This is a genomic window from Zobellia russellii (assembly GCF_044597075.1).
Taxonomy (GTDB): Bacteria; Bacteroidota; Bacteroidia; order Flavobacteriales; family Flavobacteriaceae; genus Zobellia; species Zobellia russellii.
This window is the reverse complement of record NZ_CP139000.1, coordinates 586592-608078: the sequence shown is the minus strand read 5'-3', so window position 1 is coordinate 608078 and position 21487 is coordinate 586592. Positions and strand designations below refer to the sequence as shown.

The following is a 21487-nucleotide window of genomic DNA, read 5'->3' as shown; positions in this document are numbered from 1 at the left end:
TTAACTTAAACAGTAAAATGAAAAAGATTATTTTAGTATTTACCCTTGTGTTACTTTCAAACGTAACTTTTGCCCAAAATTCAGAAAAAGCAAAAGCCCTATTAGAAGATGTATACGCCAAGGTTAAAAGCTATGACAATATTTACGTAGATTTTAAATACGTACTTAACAATTCAGAAGCAGGTATAAATCAAGAAACACGTGGCGAGGTTACTTTACAAGGAGATAAGTTTATTGGCAACTTCTTTGGCACTACACTATTGTATGACGGCTCTAAAGTCTATACCATTATTCCAGAGAACGAAGAAGTGACCATAGAAGACAAATCTGACGATGGCAGTGCACTGACCCCTGCTAAAATGTTAACGTTCTACAGAGAAGGCCATAATTACGAAATGGATATCCTTCAAAACGTAAACGGAAGAAAAATACAGTATGTAAAGCTTACCCCTATTGATACAGATTCTGAAATAAAGACCATTTTATTGGGTATTGATGCGGAAACAAAGCATATTTACAAACTGATAGAAACCGGTAAAAATGGTACCACTACGACCATTACCGTTAATTCTTTCAAAACTAATCAACCTTTGTCAAAAACCTTATTTACTTTTGACGAGGCCAAGTACAAAAACGACGGGTACTACATAGTAAGAAACTAATATTACCACATTGAGAATTCTAGACCGATATATATTATCGCGGTTCCTTTATAATTTTTTGAGTTCGTTCGTAATATTGATGTTCATCTTCATATTTCAGACGATATGGTTGTTCATTGATGACTTTGCTGGGAAAGGTCTGGATATGGGTATTATTGGAAAGTTTTTCTTCTATATGATGCCCAGTTTAACGGAAAAGGTACTCCCGCTTACCGTGCTTCTTGCATCAATACTTACTTTTGGAACTCTGGCCGAGAATTATGAGTTTGCCGCAATGAAAGCCTCTGGAATTTCTTTGCAGCGTTCTATGCTCAGTCTTATTATTTTTATGATAGGTCTAGGTGGCGTTACCTTTTATTTTGCGAATAGCGTTATTCCTGCATCCGAACAGAAAATCTACAATATGCGGCGTAATATTGCCAAGGTTAAACCTGCCGCAGCTATTGAAAAAGGGGTGTTTAGCGACTTTGAGGGCATGAGCATCAAAGTAGATGAAAAGTATGGTGAAAAAGACCGTTTTCTAAAAAATGTAATTATTCATCAAAAAACGCCTACTAACGTAAACAGTACGGTAATAAAAGCCAAAACCGGCGAACTTATCAGTAGTGAAGATTCGGAACTTATTCAATTGGTTCTGCGCGATGGTCATTATTATCGTGACATGGATAAGAAGAAAAGCACCGAAAAAAGAAAATATCCTTTTGCCAAAAGTAATTTTGAAATTTACCGGATGAACATTGAAATTCCGGAAATGGAACAAGATCTTGAAGAAGAGAATGTATCCAATCGTGAGAAAATGAAAAATGTTTCCCGATTGATTAAGGATATGGATTCCATTGAAAAGGATAACAAGAGAATAGTTCAAGCGTTTTCAAAAAACATTGTATATCGTATGGGCGGTTTTATTCCGCTTTCCCCAAAAGACACTGCTGCTACGGAAAAAATGAACCTGTTGCGCCAAAAAGAAGCCTCTAGCAAGTCTATGACAACAACTGCGGTTGATACTAACACAGTACAAAATAAAGAAGCAGCCCAAATAGATTCAGTTACTCAAACTAGTAATGTTATTAAGTCTGAAGAGAAAACGGCTCCTAAGGAAATCATTTCATTGTTTAAAGACTGGCAGAAGGTACAGGTAATGAACTCCGCCAAAAATTCGGTTTCCAACATTATGACTTCCATTGAAGGAAAGAAACAAGAATTGAACAAGCGTTATGAAATACATAGGCGACATATTTTTTCATTACACGAAAAATATGCCTTGGCCCTTTCCTGTATTATCCTATTCTTTGTAGGTGCTCCTTTGGGAGCTATTATTCGTAAAGGAGGTATAGGACTACCAATGGTAATAGCCATTTTACTTTTTCTTGTCTATTACTTTTTAGGTGTTTTTGCAGAAAATTATAGTTACAAAGGAAATATTCACCCCATTATAGGAGCATGGCTATCTTCAATGGTTATGCTACCTTTAGGCGTTTATCTAACGAGACAAGCTACGGCAGACCAAGGAATGATGAATTTTGGAAATGTCATAGACTTTTTCAAAAAACTTTTTTCAAAAAAAGACAAAACTGAAGAAGAATAAATAGCGATATGGAAAAGAAAATTCAATTGAATACTATTGAGGAAGCTATTGAAGAAATAAGAAAAGGAAAAGTCATTATCGTTGTTGATGACGAGAATCGTGAGAACGAAGGAGATTTTCTTGCCGCTGCAGAACTAGCAACACCAGAAACCGTAAACTTTATGGCCACTCACGGTAGAGGTCTTATCTGCGCCCCGTTAACCGAAGGTAGATGTAAAGAATTAGGTCTGCACATGATGGTCAATAACAATACGGACCCCATGGAAACGGCTTTTACCGTTTCAGTAGATTTACGTGGTGGCGGAGTTACTACTGGTATTTCGGCTTCGGACAGGGCCAAGACCGTACTTGCCTTAACCGATGACAACACAAAACCCCATGACTTAGCTCGGCCCGGACACATTTTTCCACTTGTAGCTAGAGAAGGTGGTGTCCTGAGAAGAACAGGACACACAGAAGCTGCTATTGATTTTGCTAGATTGGCAGGTTTACAACCTGCAGGTTACATTGTAGAAATCATGAACGAAGATGGTAGTATGGCCCGTCTTCCGCAATTGGTACAAGTCGCTAAAAAGTTTGACTTAAAAATTGTTTCTATAGAAGACTTGGTTGCCTATAGAATGGAACATGACAGCCTTATAGCCAAAAAGGAAGATTTTGATATAGACACTCGTTTTGGGAGGTTTCGTTTACGAGCGTATCAACAGACCACCAATAACCACGTACATATCGCATTGACCAAAGGTGCCTGGAGCAAATCCGAGAAAGTTTTGACTCGTATCAACTCTACTTTAGTCAACAATGATATTCTAGGAACATTGACCAATAACCCAGATGCCAAACTTGAAGATATGTTCAAGGCGATAGATAAAGAAGGAAAAGGCGCTATTGTCTTTATAAATCAAGATTCAGAATCATTAAATCTTTTATCCCGGTTGGCAGAGTTAAAAGAGCTACAAAAGAAAGGAATTCAAAAAGCACCAAAAATTGATATGGATGCCCGTGATTTTGGAATTGGGGCACAAATTCTACATGATTTGGATATTGCTAAAATGAGAATCCTATCAAACTCGCCACAAACCAAAAGAGTTGGTATTGTGGGCTATGGCCTAGAGATTGTGGAGTATGTAGCCTACTAGATCCTGCTCTTATTTCTAATCTATTTTATTAACTGACTGGGCGGATACCCAAATTGTTTTTTAAAACAGCGACTAAAATATAAGGGATCGCTGAACCCTATTAATGTGGTTACTTCGGATACGTTGTATTTTTTGGTACGTAATAATTGTGCCGATTTTTTCAACCTAATTGTTCGCACAAATTCATTAGGTGCCAAATCTGTTAGTTCTTTTACTTTTCGGTATAGTTTTGAAGAGCTCATACCCAATGATTTACACAGAAAAGAAGTATTTAACTGGCTATTGCCCATATTTTCGTGAATCAGTTCCGTTAGATTTTCCATAAAAGATTGATCTATGGGCGAGTGTGTTAAAGTGTTTACCTGACTTTCGATTTCCTCGGAAAATCTACTTTTTAGTTCTTTTCTTGAATTGATGATATTCTCAATTCGTGTTTTTAATAAAGCCGGATCAAACGGTTTTACCAAATAGCCATCTGCGCCAGAGCTGTAGCCGTTTATTTTATCGTCATTGTCCGATAAGGCAGTTAATAAAATAACCGGAATATGACTAATATCCGCATCGTTCTTCAATACTTTACAAAATTCCAAACCGTCCTTAACCGGCATCATGATATCCGCTATGCAAATAGCAGGTTTTACGTTTAGGCAAACTTCCAATCCCTTTTCGCCATTTTCCGCTTCAAAGACCTTATAATAGTCCGATAGGAAATCCACCAAATAATTCCGTAGTTCCGCATTGTCCTCAATAATCAGAATACGCTCTTTTAAATGTGTACTCTGTATAATTTTCTTGGCTGTTATCAGTTGTGGTGAATCTTCGGTAACCTGGTTTTTCTCATATTCAAAAACTTCATCATCTCCATATGCGTTGCGGCTTACAGGAAGTTTTAACGTAAATACACTTCCTTTGTTCAGTTCGCTCTCCACAGTTATAGAGCCTTTATGCAATTCTGCCAAAGCCTTAACCAAAGATAGGCCAATACCTGAACCCGTATTAAGACCGGAACTATTGGGTGCTTGATAAAAACGCGAAAATATTTTTTGCTGACTTTCTTTTGGAATTCCTATTCCGTCATCACTCACTTCAACCATTAAAAAAGCCTTCCCCTCCTCTTCTTTTACTTCTATAAAAAGATCTACATGGCCATAATTGTGGGTGAATTTTAATGCGTTGGACAGGAGATTATATAACATTTTATCATACTTGTCCCGATCAACATACCCTTCCATCGCCTCTTTTTCCGATATTAGGTTGAAGTTTATCTTTTTATCGTCCGCCAATTCTTCAAATGATCGAAAGGTATTTTGGGTATACAGAAGAATATCCGTCTTGGTAACCTTTAGGCGCAATTCCCCTGATTGGGCCCTTCTAAAATCCAACACTTGGTTTACCAGATTCAACAATCGGTTGGCGTTCTGATGAATAAGGTTATAACGACTCTGCTGAAAATAATTCCCGGAATCCTTACCGTCCTCCATTAACTGTTTTGCGGGCCCTAAAATTAAAGTGAGCGGAGTTCTAAGTTCATGGGATATGTTGGTAAAGAAGCGCAATTTTTCATTATTCAGTTTTTCATCGCGTTCTCGTTTTACTTTTTCCATCAACCATTGTTGCTTTAAAACAATACGTTCCCTGATCTGTTTACGGATAAAATAAAAAGCCAGTGCCAGTATCAACAGTAGTATAAACAGTGCTTTATAGGTAAACCAAAAAGGAGGAAGTATTTTAATCTGATATTCAGAAGTAGCACTCCACACCCCGTGACTGTTCATAGCCTTTACCTTGAAGACATAATCCCCCGAAAACAAATTGGTATACTGAACCGTACGCTGCCTCATATCTACGGTATTCCAGTTTTCATCAAAACCTTCTAAAATATAACTGTACCTGTTCTGTCTGCCATTTACATAGGATGGACTAGAAAAGGTGAGCGAAAAGTTTTTGTTGGCATTTTCCAGAACCAAACTGCGGTTTAGGTTTAAGTCGGTTTTAAGTATTTCCTGTCCGTTTATTACTGAACCAATTTCAACAGCCTTGTTCTGCACCCGTATATTTGTAATTATAGGTTCTGGTGCGTACCCATTTACCGAAAGTTCTTTTGGGGAAAAGCTAATAACACCTTCTTTCCCTCCAAGGTACATATGCGTCTCATCTGCAAAATAAAACCCTCTAGTGCTAAAAACATCCAGCCGGTTGCCACTTTCCGTATGAAAGAGTTTTAATTCTTGGGAAGTTATATCATACTTACCCAAATTATTATTGTTCATATTCAACCATAGAAAACCATCTTTCCTAGATACAAGATTTGTAATCCACCTATTTTTTACCCCATCAATATCGTCTACCGCCGAAAAATCATCCAATGCCGGATCATAATAACACAAACCTTTACGGGTAGCTGCCCAGATTTTTCCGGTTTCATCTATAGCAATATCGCTTACATTATTATGGGGCAAACCAATCTTGTCATCAGATTGCGCTTCATACGCCCTGACTTTCATAGAAGAACGATTATAGCAAAAGACCCCTGTTTGAGTAGCGAACCAAATTCTGCCGTTCTCACTTACCTTAATAGAATTAATATCTACTCCGGGCAACAAATTACCATACGAGGACTTTACATTGTTGGTGTTTAAATCCAAAATTACAGCTCCCTCACCATGCGAAGCAATAACCATTTCATCATTACCCATAGGTTCAAAAGCCAAAATAGGGGCATGCTCAAAACCAACGTCAATTACCTTTTCCGTTTTTTTCTGATAATCGAAAATCAGTACTTTTCCGTTCCAAAGCCCGCAATAGAATGTTTTCCCGTCCGGGGAAAACATACTGGAAATATCTTCTTGTGTACGATAAAGCGGGATATAACTTTCTCCGTTAGATATAAACAAACCATTGTGCCTGGTAGCCACAACTATCTTATTATCATACGTTTTAGAAAAATCCCGTATACGAGGAATTTGATTATCTATAAACCTGCTTATAGAGGTATTGTATTTGAACTGGTTCTCATAAGGATCATATTTGTCCAGTCCCTCTTCTGTACCTACCCAAAGTACACCTGAGGCATCAAAATAGAGTGCAGATACCAAATTATCAACCAAAGAATCATCATCCGACAATTCCGAAAAATACCAATCATAGCCTTGCTCCCGAACATCTTCAAGTTGGTCTACCCTTAGTATTCCTCCTAGAGTACCTAGCCAATACTTTCCGCTTGATGACTTTGCTACGGATATAAAATAGGGTCCTAGTTTATCCCGTACCTCGGAGTCTTCAATAAATAGATTTTGAAAACGGTCATCAGCTGTATTCAATTTGTACAGGCCATTTCTACTTCCTGCAAAAATATCCGACTTATGGTCTTCGTAAATAAAATTTAAATAAGGACTGGGTTCAATTGTGTTTTGGTCAGATAACGAATAGTGCTTTATTTGTACGATTGAGCCTAAGTTATCCAACGAAATTCTAGCTATGCCCACATTACCATAGCTACCTATCCACAAACGCCCTGTGGAATCTTCAAAAATTTCTTTTACATAGGTAAACCCATCTAAATCAACTTTACTGAAACTTTCTTTTTTAGGGTCATATAAAAACAAACCTTTATCCCTAGTACCAACCCATACCCTTTTTAAGCGGTCAATATGTACGGACCTAATTTCCTTATCCTGTATTGAGCCCGTTCTATTAGGATCCGGCAGAAAAACTTTGAACTTGTAGGTGTTTAAATCCAAAAGGGTAAGCCCATCACGTGTTCCGATCCAGAGTTGGTTTCCTTCTTTATCAAATTCCAATGCTGTTATATCATCATTGGGAATTGTATTTAATGCCGGAGTAGCACTGGTGTACGACTTAAACTCGTACCCATCAAACCGATTAAGACCAGAAAAGGTACCGAACCAAAGAAATCCCTCATTATCTTGAACAATGTGTCTTACTGAATTGTGCGAAATTCCACTGGCATCATCATAATGCTCAAATTTTAACGATTGAGCGTATAGTCCCCATAGTGAGAAGACCAACCAGAATACACACGTTAACAGATAGTTCATTGGTTTTTGCGTTGCTACTACACAATTTAAGCTTTTAAAAAACAACACCAAGATTAACCGCGTTTATTCTAGAATAGCATCCGCAGCCATTTCAAAATCTAGTGTACCCCCTTTACTAAGCAAATCATGCGTAATATGATATTGATCATAGGGTTCTCCGTTCAATTGAATGTTTTTCACATAAACATTGCCACTACTAGCACCTAGAGAATTTAGAATCAGTTTTTTACCATTTTGAAGCGTTATGCTAACCTTCTCAAAACTGGGGCTTCCAAATTCATATTTAGGGTTCTCCTCTGTTCCGCCATTCATTTGGAACAGCCCTATTTTCATCAATACCGCTAAACTACCCATGAGACCTTGATCTTCATCTCCGTTATATCCCGTGGATGGGGAAAGTCCTCCAAAGACAGTACTTGTTACTTGTCGCGACCAATATTGCGTTAAATCTGGCCTACCCAATTTATTAAATATAAATGCGGTCTGGATAGAAGGCTGGTTTCCGTAATTTATAGGAATGTTTCTATACTCCGGATGCAATTCCTGTGCATGGGAATTCCCTGCCGTAAACCCCAATTCTTGGGCCGTTTTAAACTGTTGGTCTAATTTTTCTACGGCTGTCGAGTTTCCTCCCATTAATTGGGCCAACCCTTCCGGGTCATGTGGTACGAACCAAGTAGATTGTGCGCCATTGGACTCTATAAACCCGTTTTCATGCTCATAGGGACTATAATCTTCCTGCCATTTGCCATCTACATCCTTAGGTCTCATCCAACCTATGGAAGTGTCAAATACATTTTTATAATTCTGCGAACGTTTTAAAAAATAGTCCACATCTTCTTTTCTTCCCAGTTTTTTCGCCAACTGTGCCAAGGTCCAATCTTGGTAGGCATATTCCATGGTCATACTTGCCCCGTCTTGGTGCCCCCCAAATTTACCTTCAGGTATGGGGTGCGGCACATATCCATTTTTCAAATAGTACTCCAGTCCACCTCCAAGTATGGTATTGTGCTCATAGCCCGCTTTTGCCATAATACCACCGGACATATGATTTTTCTTTAAGGCTTCATAAATACCATCTAAATCTTCCGTGATGATTCCTTTTTGGATTGCCGTAACTATAAATGGCGTTGATGATGCTCCTGTCATAACATAGGTATAATTTCCGCCAGATGGTCCTCTTGGCACCATTCCGCCATCTTTATAATATTGCAACATAGAATAGACAAACTCTTCCATAACATCAGGATACACCAAGCCCCACAGGGTGTTCAAAGTCCATTGAGCGCCCCAAAACGAATCCGAATTGTAATGATTAAATTTAGGTTTTCCATTCTCGTTGAGCGGTACTTGACCTACCCTAAAAGATTCTCCTGTATTATCCGGGTAGGCACCATTAGCATCACTAATTATTCTGCGGCCTTGCAATGCATGCCACAAATCCGTGTAAAATCTTTTTTGAGCAATTTCAGTACCGCCCTCAACCTTTATTCGGCTCAGTAACGTGTTCCATTCTGATTGAGAGTCTTTAACTACTTGGTCAAAATCCCAGTGCTGTAATTCCGTATCGGTATTACCTCTGGCATTCTTAATTGAGGTATAGGATATACCCGCTTTCATAAGAACTTCATCTGCCCCTTCTTTCAAAAAAACTAAATAGTTTCCGGTTTGATCATCTTTTTCTAGGGAAGCAATCTCCGTATTTAAGTCGATAGTAAAAAAAAGTTTTGTGGGCTTAGGCCTCCTACTGGTTTCCGCAATAAGCAATTCGCCCTGTAACGAAGTTTCATTTACTTGTTCCAGTACTCCATCTGTATTTTTATTTGGGCCCAACATTCCGTTTAGATTAAAAAGTACGGCTGCCCTCTTTCCGTTTTTAGGAAAGGAATACTTGTGTAGCCCTACCCTTTTGGTACTCGTAAGCTCTACATCTATATTATATTTTTCCAGTTCCAAGGCGTGATAGCCTGGAGCTACTTTTTCTTTGTCATGGCTGAATTTCGATTTAAAATCTGTGTATATGGATTTTGCATTTGAATCATCAACGGTAACGGGCATGACGGACAGACCGGAAAGTTGCCAAGCGTGAATATGGCTAAATCCTTGAACGGTATCCACCTTATATCGGTAACCACTTCCCCAAGCACCGTCTACCTCTGTATCCGGACTTAGATTAACCATGCCAAAAGGTCTACTGGCAGATGAAAAGAAAAACCATCTTGAATTTTCAGTGTCTAATTGAGGGTAGACCAAATCTACAGGCTCTAAAGCGGTTACCTTTGGTTTGGACTCTACTTTAGTCTCGCAAGATGTGAATGCCATTATTAGCAGGAGACAGATTCCGTAGAAAGAAATTTTTGAAAATAAACTCATATAATACGTTTCTTTAACTTTTTGAATTGAGATTTGATTCAATTTGTTCCAACATTTTAAAAGTTGGAAAACCATTGTTAGGTCTTCTAATTTTAGGGTTGTACCAATTATCCCATTTTGCTGATTTATCGCCACTGTTTCTATTTTCATAGATTTCTTTTAACTGCAATTTCGCTTGAGGCAATAAAGCTTTGATATCCGTAAGTAAGTCTTTATTAGGAACATCTTCATACTCCTTCTTTAAAACGGACATTTGATGCAACGTTCTTTCAAATTGAATTAAATCTTGATATAATACCGCAGGCAAATAAATATAGTCATGGAAAAAAGTCTCATTTTCCGTAGCAAGCTCAAGGCCCTTTTCAGCTTCTTTTACCGCTAGATTTATACGCTCTTGAATGATTTGTACATGTTCCAAATCATTTTCAACTCTGTTGTAATCATGAGAGACAGGTGATTTCCCCGGTCTTTGTATAGGGCTGTCCGATAGATAAGAAATGGCCTCCCTAATTTCCCAAAGGTGCTGCACATAACCAATCCGATTGGGTTGTGCCTCATACAACAACTTCATGGAAGATACGGCCAAAGTAGCACTGTTGTCATTAAAATAGCGTTTGGTCCATTTGCTATAAAATGAAGTGGCTTTAAAATTATCAGGGTCATTACAGACCTCGGAATAGGCTTCTATATTTAGTAGAAAGGGTCTAAAATTCTGTCCGTTTACCAAGCAGAACTTATCTGCATCATAGGTACTGAACATATCCTTCATTACAGATTCTACCTTCTCTGGATAGGGATTGTGCACCGTATGGTTCAGCCAAAAACCTGCATGCATATAGGTCCCAAAGTTATAGCTGTCCGTGGTTTTTGGGAGATGCTCAAAATCCCCAAAACCATGGTCGGACCAGGCAACAATCCAATCCTTTGGCGGTCTAAAGCCATTGTTCCACATTTCCATACCGTCTGAGTAACACACCAACACTTTATCTGCATTGGGCTTATACTCATCTACCAAATCCCCAAAAGCCTTGTAAACCTGATTGAATACTTCAATTTTACTTTCTCCACAACTACTTTCATACTCCCAATCCCATACCTGATGTCGTGGTCTAAGAATAAAAATATCCGTTTTTCTAAGTGGGGTTTCCTCTAAATAATAGCGCCAAGCCGTTAACCAATCTTCTTTATAGTCTTTCCAACAGGTAGCTTTATCTGCGGACATAGGATGTATTTGATAGCCCAGCGCAAAATCTATCGCCACCTTCATTCCTTTTTTTTGCGCGTAGTCTATCATCTTTTCAACATAGTCCACATCTACTTTATAGTCCGTTAGGTCTTTGTATTCAGGACGAATAAAAAACTCCGGTCTGCCCAACATATCAAATAATTGAATAGCATTGTACCTGAGTCTTACCAGTGAATTTATCATCTCCGTATAACTCTCCCAATCATACTCCAACAGCTTACCCCTATAATTGGCCAGCTCATCTACATCATTCTCAAAATAACAAAGAATCGGCACCTTAGGCGGTACTATTTTCCTTTCCGAAAAGGTAAAAAGGTCAATTGCTTTCTTCTTTGGAATTTCTTTTCCTGTCCAATATTGCAATGGATCAATCTCCAAAATTTCTTGGGCATAGTCATAAATGGCATATTGGAGCCCTTGCACATCGGAACCGGCCAATACAATTATCTCTTTCCTCTTCTTACTAGTTACTTTTGACCAAATGCCACCTCTGGGACCGGGATTTTCAGTAGTAATATTTATTTTTTTGGATTGATTAAAAGTGGCTATCAAAGAATTTGACTGTGGCGTTCCTATAAGAATTGCCGGCGCTTTTTCAGGAACTATATTGATATCATTTACCACTGCCACCTCTCCCGATAACACCTTTTCCAAATCCTTTTGTAAATCTTCGGCTACATTTATCTCAGTTTTACTTACTTGCTTTCCGATAACAACATAGCAAATTGGTGATGGTTCTATGCTAAAGGAAGACAAAAGAAACAGTCCTAACAGCGAGAATAGCGCACAAAATCTTTGGCTAAATGGTAACATCTTCATCATGAATCTTAAATATACATGTACGGACTAGCGTCCTTTTAAAAAATATGGACAGGAATACCACTCCCGCCCATATTCAATCAACTCAAATTAACTAAACTCAATTATTCTAGTATCCGGGGTTCTGGGTCAAAGAACCATCCGATAGTTCCAACTCACTAGAAGGAATAGGTCTCAAAAGATGAACGTTAGGGTCAAAAGCACCGTGATCCTGTACATGTGGATTATGGGCGTTTATACGTTCTTCCAATTTTCCCGTACGTTTTAGCACAGCCCATTCTGTTGGCTTCACCCGCTAGTTCCACAGCCCTCTCATCTAGAATATCATCTATGGTCACTGATGTGTATTCATTAGCTACTCCGGTGGCACGTTCTCTAACGATATTTAAATGGGTTAAAGCCGCTGAAGGATTTCCAGCACCCAAGTAAGCCTCGGCAGCCAGTAAGTGCGTTCCTGCTACCCTAAATACAAAGGTGTCGCGGGCGCCATCCGTGGCTTCACTAAAAATTTCATCATCAAACTTTTTGAAAATAGGAAAGTTGGTACGTTCCGGGTTCAAAGAGTACAAATAATTTACACCAGGTACATTTTCCGGTTGTCCAAATAAATACTGATCGGGTTGGTAAACCCAGTATCTGTCCAAGCGTTCTGCCAATTCTACGGCATCCAAGGCTACTTTAGGGTAGTATACGATCGTATCTCCGGCTACAATTGGGTCAGGCCCTTCCGGCTCATCCCCATCTGCAAGTATGGCCCTGTGTAGTGTTGCTTCGTCCCTGCTATCGTTGTCCGCAAGTAGGGAATAGAAAAACGGAGTAGGCATTGCATTAAAATCACTAAAACCATAGGGAGTTGTAGTTCTATTCACTCCTGGATAATTAGCTACCTGATTCATAAAAATGGAATGCTTGGTATTCACTTGATCAGTAGCAAGCCCATTGGTACCCCATTGAATAGCGAACAAAATCTCATCGTTTTCCTGATTGTCATATGCAAAAACTTCGGCGTAAGATTGACTTCTAATATCGTATGACCCGATTGCTTCTTCGGCAAGAGCTGCCGCAGTATTAAAATCATCCGTACTTCCGAATGAAGTATATGCTCTTGTTAAATATACCTCTGACAATAAATGTTGAGCGGCTCTTTTCGAGAATCTACCCGTTTCAGGCTCATCTAGTAAAACTGGGATAGCGTCTTCTAAATCACTAATAATCAAATTATAAGTTTCTTCTTCCGAGCTTCTCGTATAATCCGATCGAATGCTAGTAGGTTCTTCTAAATCTAGAACCAACCCGCCATATTGTTGTACCATATTAAAGAATGCCAGAGCGCGTAACGCCTTTGCCTGAGCAATACCATATGCTTTATCGCCCAATTTTGATTCAGACCAACTTATCTGGTTTTCGTATCGGTTAATGGCAGTATTGGCCTTGGCCACCACATTGTAATTTTTTGTCCATAAGGAGCCCCCAACACCGGAATCAAAACCAAAATAATCATTGACTGCAGAAACAGCATTCAATTCGGCTTTGACCGTAAATAAATCCGTTCCCAAAAATTGCAGATTATAGTCTTTATATACTTCCCTCAGGGTGGAATATACACCTACAACCAACTGATCGGCCGTACCTTCATCAATAAAATTTTCACTTGTTATATCAGAAAAAATATCTTCTTCAATATAACTATCGCATGCGCTAAAAGTAATCATACCAAGTAGTACGACGCCTATATGCTTTATTTTTATATCTAGTTTCATCTTAATTTTTTATAATGTTAAAAGGCAAGTTTAAGACCTAATAAAACTGTTTTTACCGCATAGGTCATGTTGTAAGAGTTCTGAAGCGCAGTCTCTGGATCAGGCCCTTTGTAATCCGTAAATGTGAACGGGTTTTGTACATCCAAGGACATTTTTAATCTTGACATTCTTAACTTGTCCGCCAAAGTTTGCGGAAATTGATAGCCTAAACCTATATTACCCACCCTCACAAAAGAAAGGTCTTCGTACGTCCAACCTGTATCCCCATAATCTGGAATGGGGTAAGTACCATCTGGGTTGTTAGGTGTCCAATAGTTTAAGTCCAAACTATTAAAAACGGCACCGTCTCCCGATGTTGAGAAATTCTGATAGAACTCAGAATGTCCGTAAGAACCTTGTCTGGTGTACACCTGTACATTTAATTCTAAGTTTTTGTAGTTAAAAGTATTGGTCATACCCCCAATCCAATCCGGAGAGTTTTGACCTAGCAACACCTTATCATCCTGATCAATTGTTCCGTCATTGTTCTGATCAACAAATTTGTACTGACCGGGAAGGTCACCAAAACTAGCCGCTTCTGCAGCTTCGTCTACTTGCCAAATGCCAGCAACTTCAGTATTCCAGATAGCATCAACAGGTGCACCAATTTTTAAAACTCCATGATCACCAAAGGGAATTTCATCCAAATCACCATCAATCTCCACAATTTCATTTTTGTTTTTTGTAAAGTTGAAGTTGGTTCTCCATGAAAAATTATCCGTTCTAAAATTAACCGTATTTAAAGTTACCTCTATACCGCTATTACGAACAGAACCAAAATTACCAAGAGCACTGTTATAACCGGATATGTTGGATAAGGTTCTGGCCAGAATACTTCCCTCTGTTTTCTTGTTGTAATATTCAAAACCTAAACCTATTCTATTGTTGATAATAGAAAGGTCTAAACCTAAGTTGTATTCCTTTGACACTTCCCAAGTTAAATTTTCATTAGGTAAGCCAGCAACGGTCTTTCCTACACTGGCATTCTCTCCAAAAAGATAGTTTGAGGCGGAAAGAAACGCCAACGAACTGTATGCATCTACAGTACTGTCATTACCGGCCTCACCATAACTAACACGTAACTTTAGGTTGTTAAGCCAATCTGCATTTTGAAGAAAAGCTTCTTCGCTAGCTCTCCAAGCGAATGCAGCTGATGGGAAGAAATTCCACTTGTTACCAGCAGATAATTTTGAAGAACCATCATATCTTCCGGTAAACGTAAACAAATACCGATCTTTAATAGAGTAATTTAAACGACCTGCAAAGGAAGCTAAGGTTTCTTTTTGATAGAAACTACCAAAATTGCGTATATCCGTACCTCCTTCGGTATTATAGAAAAGATAGGCATCCGTATCAAAATTTCTGACCTGTATATCGCTACCTTCTTTATTGTTGTAATAAATGGAAGAAATTAAAGTGGTCTTTAAATTATGATCTGGAGCCAAATCAAAATCAAAATCCAATATATTATCCCACGTATAAGCAGTATTAAAATCCGACTGGTAGTGAGATTGTATTCTACTAGGATCGTTACGCGATGATTTGGTCAAAAGGCCTCGGTACTCGCCAAAACGTTGCGAAGTTATATTAGGCGCAAACTGTGTTTTGAAGTTCAACCATTTTGTAGGCTTATAGTTTAAAAATACGTTTGCGATTACGTCTAAAGTCTTTGTGTTCAACCTCCAAGCCCCTTCTGCATCATAAGTTGGGTGCACGAAACGAAGATCTTGATCATCTGGAAACAAAATAGGTTCTCCGTCCGAATCGAAAGGGTTTACGGTTGGCGCCAAACGAAGCGTACTTCTAAACAGTTCCCTACTACCTTCCTCACGCTCGGCAAATGCTAAATAGGCCTTAACACCCACCGTAACTTTGTCCGAAACTTTCTTTGAAACTGAAGCACTTATATTGTACCGTTCGTATCCCTCAATCCCCATTACACCTTCATCACTTAAATATCCTAAAGATGCATTGTAGACCAGACCGTTAGCGCCTCCGGACATTCCCAAAGTGTGACTTGTTTGAATACCTGCTTTACGGTAAAGCTTCATCCAATCCGTATACCTACCGTTGGCAACATTATCCGCTTCCTCATTGGAACTTTGGAATTCTGTAGAGCGGTCTATAACCACATTATTGTAATCCGCTACGGAACCATTTCCTTTCCAAGCTCTTGCCCTTAAAACATCGTCAACATATTGTACATACTCTGGACCGTCAAATAAATCGGGAATATTAGTAGCGGTACGAAGGCCAAAAGAAGAATCATATGTAAAAACGGTTTTACCTTCAATACCATTTTTAGTTGTAATGATTACAACCCCATTTGCACCTCTAGACCCATATATTGCCGTGGCCGAAGCATCTTTAAGAATATCCATTTGTTCAATATCCGCAGGATTCAACACGTTAATATCTTCAAAGAAAATACCGTCTACTACGTACAACGGTTTAGAAAGGTCATCGTTGAGATTATCACTTACACCATCACGACTTGCATTGGTGTTGGTAATTACCGTGTTACCTCTAATTTTTATGGAAAGTGGCGCCCCCGGTTTAGAACTCAACGTACGCACATCTACACCGGCAACCCTACCTTGTATGGCCTGGCCTATATCCGTTTTCTTTTGTTCCGTTAAAGTTTCCGTATCCAATGAAGCCACCGCCCCGGTTAAATCGCTCTTTTTTACGGAACCATAACCAATGACCACTACTTCATCAAGGCCCGTTGAGGCTTCTACCAATTCTATGGTATATGTTGATGCGCTTCCTAGAGCAACTTCTTTGGTTTCATAACCAATATATGAAACCACTAAAATTCCATTACCATCAGCTACCGAAATCGTGAAATTTCCATCAAAATCAGATACAACACCGTTACTGGTGCCTTTTACTAAAACACTGGCACCTGGCAAAGGTACATTTGCCTCATCAACAATGACACCCGAAATTTGTGTCTGTGCCCATGAAACAGTTGTCACCCCTATAAAGAGGAATGCCATTAAAAGTTTGAGTTTTTTCATTTTAATTAAGTTAGTTGAACATTAGTCCAAACCTAAGCTTCTTACCTCCCAACCTTATGGACATATTATTCAAAAACATGGATGAATCCCGCAACACCCCATGTTACAAGGGGTTAACATATATCTCAAATACTTATAAAAAACCTTCAGTTTTATAAAATTTCCATCAAATCATTGCTAATCATTCAATTTTAGAGCTCATATTTATAGAAAAAGGATTTTGCTTCCTTTATTACATGAATGCTACAACCATACAAAACTCTATCACCAACCAACCCAAATCCTCAAAAAAAACCTCTTGAATTCATGTGAATCCAAGAGGTTTTTCAGTTTAAAAAAGACTCTAAATTACCGTCTGTTCAGACGAAAATTTGTGTTCTATAATTTTCTTAACCAAATGTTTCTGAACTGGGTTTTGTTACCATGGTCCTGCAATGAAATAACATCATCTCCATGAGCAGAAGGGTAATTATGAAGGCCTATATAATAGGTATTTCCATTTATTACGGTATGGTTCTGAATCAAAACACCGTTATGAAGCACCGTAATTTCAGCTTTTGAATCCAATGTACCATCTTTTTTAAACCTTGGCGCTCTGTAGATCACATCGTAAGTATTCCATTCTAATGGGCTACGCATTGCATTAACCAAAGGCGCATGGTCTTTGTAAATACTTCCTGCTTGTCCGTTACGGTAGGTTCTATTATTGTACGAATCCAAAATCTGTAGCTCATATCTATTTTGTAAAAATAGACCGCTATTGCCACGTCCTTGGCTTTCTCCTTCTACCTTATCCGGTGCACTAAACTCAATATGCAACTGGCAATCACCAAATTTCATTTTTGTGCTGATACCGCCCGATCCAGGTACTACCTCAAAATGATCGTTATCTACAATTTTCCATGGTGCGGGCTTAGTATTGTCTGTTTGGCTAACCCATTGATCAAGACTACTTCCATCAAACAGAATAATGGCATCGGAAGGGGCATCGCCCAAAGTTTTTGCGGGAGTTACCACAGGGACTTCTGGTTCCCAGATTTCGGTCATTTCCGGCTTCATGGGCATTGGTGATACTTCCGGAGGAGTACTAGAATGTTTCTGTGCCGTTACTTGAAACGAAAGGGCCGCAGCGGCCAAAAAGAAAAAATATTTTTTTGAGTTCATAATGGTAATTACATTTTGTTTTGGTTCAGTATTATTTTAAAAAAACTAAATATAGTTATAACTTCTTAAAAGGAAATTTTATCTCTTGAAGAAATATGCCCCGTACTATTCAGTTAATAGATTAAAGCTTAGAAATTACCTCTCGCATTTTTTGAGCACGTTGCCCAACCTCGTCTTGGGACCACCCTAATTTGATTAAGCAAGAAACGGTACGACCTACCCAATGGTCCGATTTTGAAAAATCGGATTTTGAATAATCTGGTAATTGCCGGTACACTTCCGAAGGTAGTTTGCCTAAGGACTTTTTCTCTATTAAGTGTTGCCATTCACGATAGTAGTGCCAGTTATTATCATACCAATAAAAACAGGCGTCCACTCCAGCTTTACCTAGTTCCACATGGGCTTTTTTTGCTGTTTGGGCATCCGGAAGAAAGAACGTTAGGAATGCATAACTCTCCTCTCCTCCTTCTGGAACTCTTCTAAATTCTACATTGGCCAAGTCTTGTAAAGCTTCTTTTAAGACCAAATAATTGTTCTTCTGAATAGCCAGAAACTCGTCTAACCTTTCTATTTGGGCCAAACCTACGGCCGCATGCAATTCCGAAATTCTATAGTTATATCCTAAAAACGGATGAGTTTCCGCTCCCCTATCTTTTCCTACATGGTCATGACCATGATCGGAATAATGATCGGCATTGGTCTTATATTCGTCGTTGTTGGTTATTACAGCTCCACCTTCCCCACAAGTAACGGTTTTCACGTAGTCAAAAGAAAAACAACCTAAGTCTCCGTAACTTCCTAAAGGTTTGTTTTCAAAAGTACCTCCTATTGCCTGACATGCATCTTCCAGCAATAACAAATTATGCGTGTCGCAAATGGACTTTAAGGCTTTTAAATCTGCCATAGAACCGCACATGTGTACAGGCATAACCACTTTTGTTCGTTCCGTTATGGCGTTTTCTACCGCTTTGGGATTTAACGCCAGTGTATCATCTACATCAACTAAAATAGGAACGGCACCAATGGCCAAAATAGACTCAAAACTAGCCACAAAAGTAAATGTGGGCATTATGACCTCATCACCAGCTCCAACCCCAGCACTTGCCAAGGCTACGGTTAACGCCGCGGTACCACTACTCACCAATTGGGCATGTTTCACCAGCATTTTATCAGCAAGGACTTTCTCCAGTTCAAGTGCCTTCCAGTGGCCATTACGCATTCCGTCAAAACCGTAACGCATGAGCACTCCGGAATCCAATACGTCATTTACTTGTTGGCGTTCCTTGTCTCCAAATAATTCAAATCCTGGCATATGTGTTCTAGGTGTTAGGTGTTAGGTGTTAGGTGTTAGGTGTTAGGTGTTAGGTGTTAGGTGAAAAAACATCAATTTATCTCAATGATGCTTTCTTCTATATTCTTGCGTACTTTCTTGAATTCCGAAAACATATCATCATTTGCTCTATATCCCACGGGAAGTACCAGAACAGATGTGAGTCCGCTTTTCTTTAAATTCAGCATATCGTCATAGGCGGAAGGAATGAAACCTTCCATAGGACAAGAGTCTATTTTTTCCATGGCACAGACCGTTAAAAGATTTCCCAAAGCCAAATAGGCTTGGTTTTTAGACCATTGCTCTATTTCATGTCCCTCTTTTTTAGAAAAATCGGCCATCATGGCATTTTTGAACGGATTTAAAATTTCATCGCTCGTTCCCCTCACCTTTCTAATCTGCTCAAAATAGCGATTAATATAATCTTCGTTTATGTCATTCTGAATACAAATAACCAAGACATGAGACGCTTGCCCAACTTGCTGTTGACCAAAAGAATGCTCTACCAGTTTATTTTGAAGGTCTTTATTGTGTATCACGGCCAAGGATATGGGCTGTAGGCCGTAAGAAGTTGCGGTAAGGTTAAAAGCTTGTTTTAATCGTTCGATTTTCTCTTCTGAAAGTATTCTTTCCGAGTCGAACTTTTTTACGGCATAACGCCACTCCAAATATTTTATAGAATCCAAATTACTTTATTTAGTTTCCGTTTTGACAGAAAATGATAATTGGCCCTATTCTGGGTAGAAGCATACATACAACGGTGTACTATGTTTTCTTAGCCAATCTTCCGCAAAAATAGGATAATTATAAAACATCGCCCAATCTACTGCAACCTTGTCTAAAATTGGTTTATCCCATTTTCATAAAGCGCTAAAAGTTGGTTTTTATCGGTCTCGTTACCAATGTTCGATTTAATATCCTCTTTTAGATTTTCAAGCTCCATATACACAACCTTTCTATTTTCGTCCGAAATGTTGGCGCCGTTAGTTACAAAATGAAGTGCACCTATTAATTCATGTATAACGGTATTATCCTGTTTTGCATATAACCTTATGGGCTGCACCAAAGTGCGCATTAGTTCCGCAGCTGTTATACTATGATATATTAAAACGCATTTACCATTCTCTACGGGTTGTGAAGTTATATGCGGAAATTGCAGATATTTACGCAACAACCTTCCTAATTTGGCAATAGCATCAATAGCCGTTCCCGGATCGTTAATACCTGGAGACATAGCCTTTACGGCAATTTCCATTAATTTAATCATCCCTCCTACACCTTTATCATCCTCATGACGGTCAGATGAAATATCCAGACAGAACATTAAGTTTTCTATCTCCTCGTCAGAAACTGTATCCTTTACTTTTAATATGGGCATTCCTTCCCATAGATGTTTATTTAGGTATGGTAGAACCTCAATCTGATTTTCTTGTTTCTCAATTGACTTTTGAAGCAGTTTGCTATCAAATCCTCTGAAATAACCGGTCTTGTTACTGTTTAAGACCTTCCAGCCCGAGGTATCAACATACTGCAGGGCTATTTTTTTTGTATCGGCATTCATTAAAACATTATCTGCATAAGCATTACACCTTTTAAAAATTTTATCGATTATATTCTGAATTTGAATGGCTCCTGAAATACTGTGTATAAAATAAACGAACAATCCTATGCAGGTTAACGAAAGTATTGCGGCAAACATGGTAGAAAGCCCCATAGTATCTGCATCTATACCGCGAGCACCCAAAGAAGTAATGATAATGATACAGTAAAGCAACGTACCAACATACATACCTAAAATAAATTGATGTCTACTGTTAGAAACCAGTCCGGGAAGTAATCTGGGTGAAAAATTGGATGATGCCTGGCTTAACACAACCATAACCATTGAAAAACTAAATACAGTAAGTGAAATTATCCCTCCAATAAAAACCGATAAAATAGAACGGGCCGTTTCATAATCCTGAATAAACAAATAAGGTACCTTATCTTTAATAGACCTTACCACTTCCCAATTTTCGGCCGTTAAAGCCAAGACAGCAAGAGTTACACATAGTACGGAAATAAGGACTGGATAAAAAGCAATACTCCGTAACACATGTCTATATGTTCTTTGTAAAAATTTTATAATTCTTTTCATTCTTACAGTCAGATTTTAGCACCCTTTTTAGCTTGTTGGATATTATTAAAGTAACCCAATCCAAAAAGTTGGCCCGTTATTTATATCTTGCCACTTTAACAACCAACAATATGCGTAAATAAGCTATTAAATTTAGGCACTATTGAAAATCT

Annotated in this window: 13 protein-coding genes; 3 read left to right on the top strand and 10 right to left on the bottom strand. The window is 38.6% G+C overall.

Features of this window, described 5'->3' with window-relative positions; translation table 11 throughout:
* The first annotated feature begins 17 nt into the window (after window positions 1-17).
* From SJY45_RS02470 to ribB, 3 genes are read left to right on the top strand one after another with little or no spacing between them, the layout of a single operon-like run.
* A complete protein-coding gene (locus SJY45_RS02470) occupies window positions 18-662 on the top strand; it encodes an outer membrane lipoprotein carrier protein LolA (protein ID WP_400073150.1) in 645 nt (214 codons plus the stop codon).
* Window positions 663-693: 31 nt separating this feature from the next.
* Window positions 694-2247, top strand: a complete 1554-nt coding sequence (locus tag SJY45_RS02465) for an LptF/LptG family permease (protein ID WP_289063051.1) — start codon at window positions 694-696, stop codon at window positions 2245-2247.
* An 8-nt stretch (window positions 2248-2255) separates the two neighbouring features.
* Window positions 2256-3386 (top strand): 3,4-dihydroxy-2-butanone-4-phosphate synthase, encoded by a 1131-nt coding sequence (gene ribB / locus SJY45_RS02460; RefSeq protein WP_400073149.1) that lies wholly within the window; start codon window positions 2256-2258, stop codon window positions 3384-3386.
* Between the two features lie 20 nt (window positions 3387-3406).
* Here the strand turns inward: ribB and SJY45_RS02455 are convergent, their stop codons facing one another.
* From SJY45_RS02455 to SJY45_RS02410, 10 genes are all read right to left on the bottom strand, one after another.
* The gene (locus SJY45_RS02455; RefSeq protein WP_400073148.1) at window positions 3407-7444 is read right to left on the bottom strand and encodes a two-component regulator propeller domain-containing protein; all 4038 of its coding nucleotides are present in this window, start codon (window positions 7442-7444) and stop codon (window positions 3407-3409) included.
* 63 nt (window positions 7445-7507) lie between these two features.
* Window positions 7508-9817, bottom strand: a complete 2310-nt coding sequence (locus tag SJY45_RS02450; protein WP_400073147.1) for a GH92 family glycosyl hydrolase — start codon at window positions 9815-9817, stop codon at window positions 7508-7510.
* A 13-nt stretch (window positions 9818-9830) separates the two neighbouring features.
* Complete coding sequence (locus SJY45_RS02445) at window positions 9831-11885, bottom strand: glycosyl hydrolase 115 family protein (RefSeq protein WP_400073146.1); 2055 nt, start codon at window positions 11883-11885, stop codon at window positions 9831-9833.
* A gap of 106 nt (window positions 11886-11991) precedes the next feature.
* Entirely contained in the window at window positions 11992-12132 is a 141-nt protein-coding gene (locus SJY45_RS02440; protein ID WP_400073145.1) for a hypothetical protein, read from the bottom strand.
* Entirely contained in the window at window positions 12107-13642 is a 1536-nt protein-coding gene (locus SJY45_RS02435) for a RagB/SusD family nutrient uptake outer membrane protein (RefSeq protein ID WP_400073144.1), read from the bottom strand. Before SJY45_RS02435 ends, SJY45_RS02440 begins: the two co-directional genes overlap by 26 nt.
* A 17-nt stretch (window positions 13643-13659) precedes the next feature.
* A complete protein-coding gene (locus SJY45_RS02430; protein WP_400073143.1) occupies window positions 13660-16704 on the bottom strand; it encodes a SusC/RagA family TonB-linked outer membrane protein in 3045 nt (1014 codons plus the stop codon).
* A gap of 378 nt (window positions 16705-17082) precedes the next feature.
* Window positions 17083-17868 (bottom strand): DUF1080 domain-containing protein, encoded by a 786-nt coding sequence (locus tag SJY45_RS02425; protein WP_215439319.1) that lies wholly within the window; start codon window positions 17866-17868, stop codon window positions 17083-17085.
* Between the two features lie 121 nt (window positions 17869-17989).
* On the bottom strand, window positions 17990-19180 hold the full coding sequence (locus tag SJY45_RS02420; RefSeq protein ID WP_215439317.1) for a DegT/DnrJ/EryC1/StrS aminotransferase family protein: 1191 nt from the start codon (window positions 19178-19180) through the stop codon (window positions 17990-17992).
* A gap of 71 nt (window positions 19181-19251) precedes the next feature.
* Window positions 19252-19884, bottom strand: coding sequence for a nitroreductase family protein (locus SJY45_RS02415; RefSeq protein WP_400073142.1), 633 nt, complete (start codon window positions 19882-19884; stop codon window positions 19252-19254).
* 152 nt (window positions 19885-20036) lie between these two features.
* Entirely contained in the window at window positions 20037-21335 is a 1299-nt protein-coding gene (locus SJY45_RS02410) for a DUF2254 domain-containing protein (protein WP_400073141.1), read from the bottom strand.
* Window positions 21336-21487: the final 152 nt, after the last annotated feature.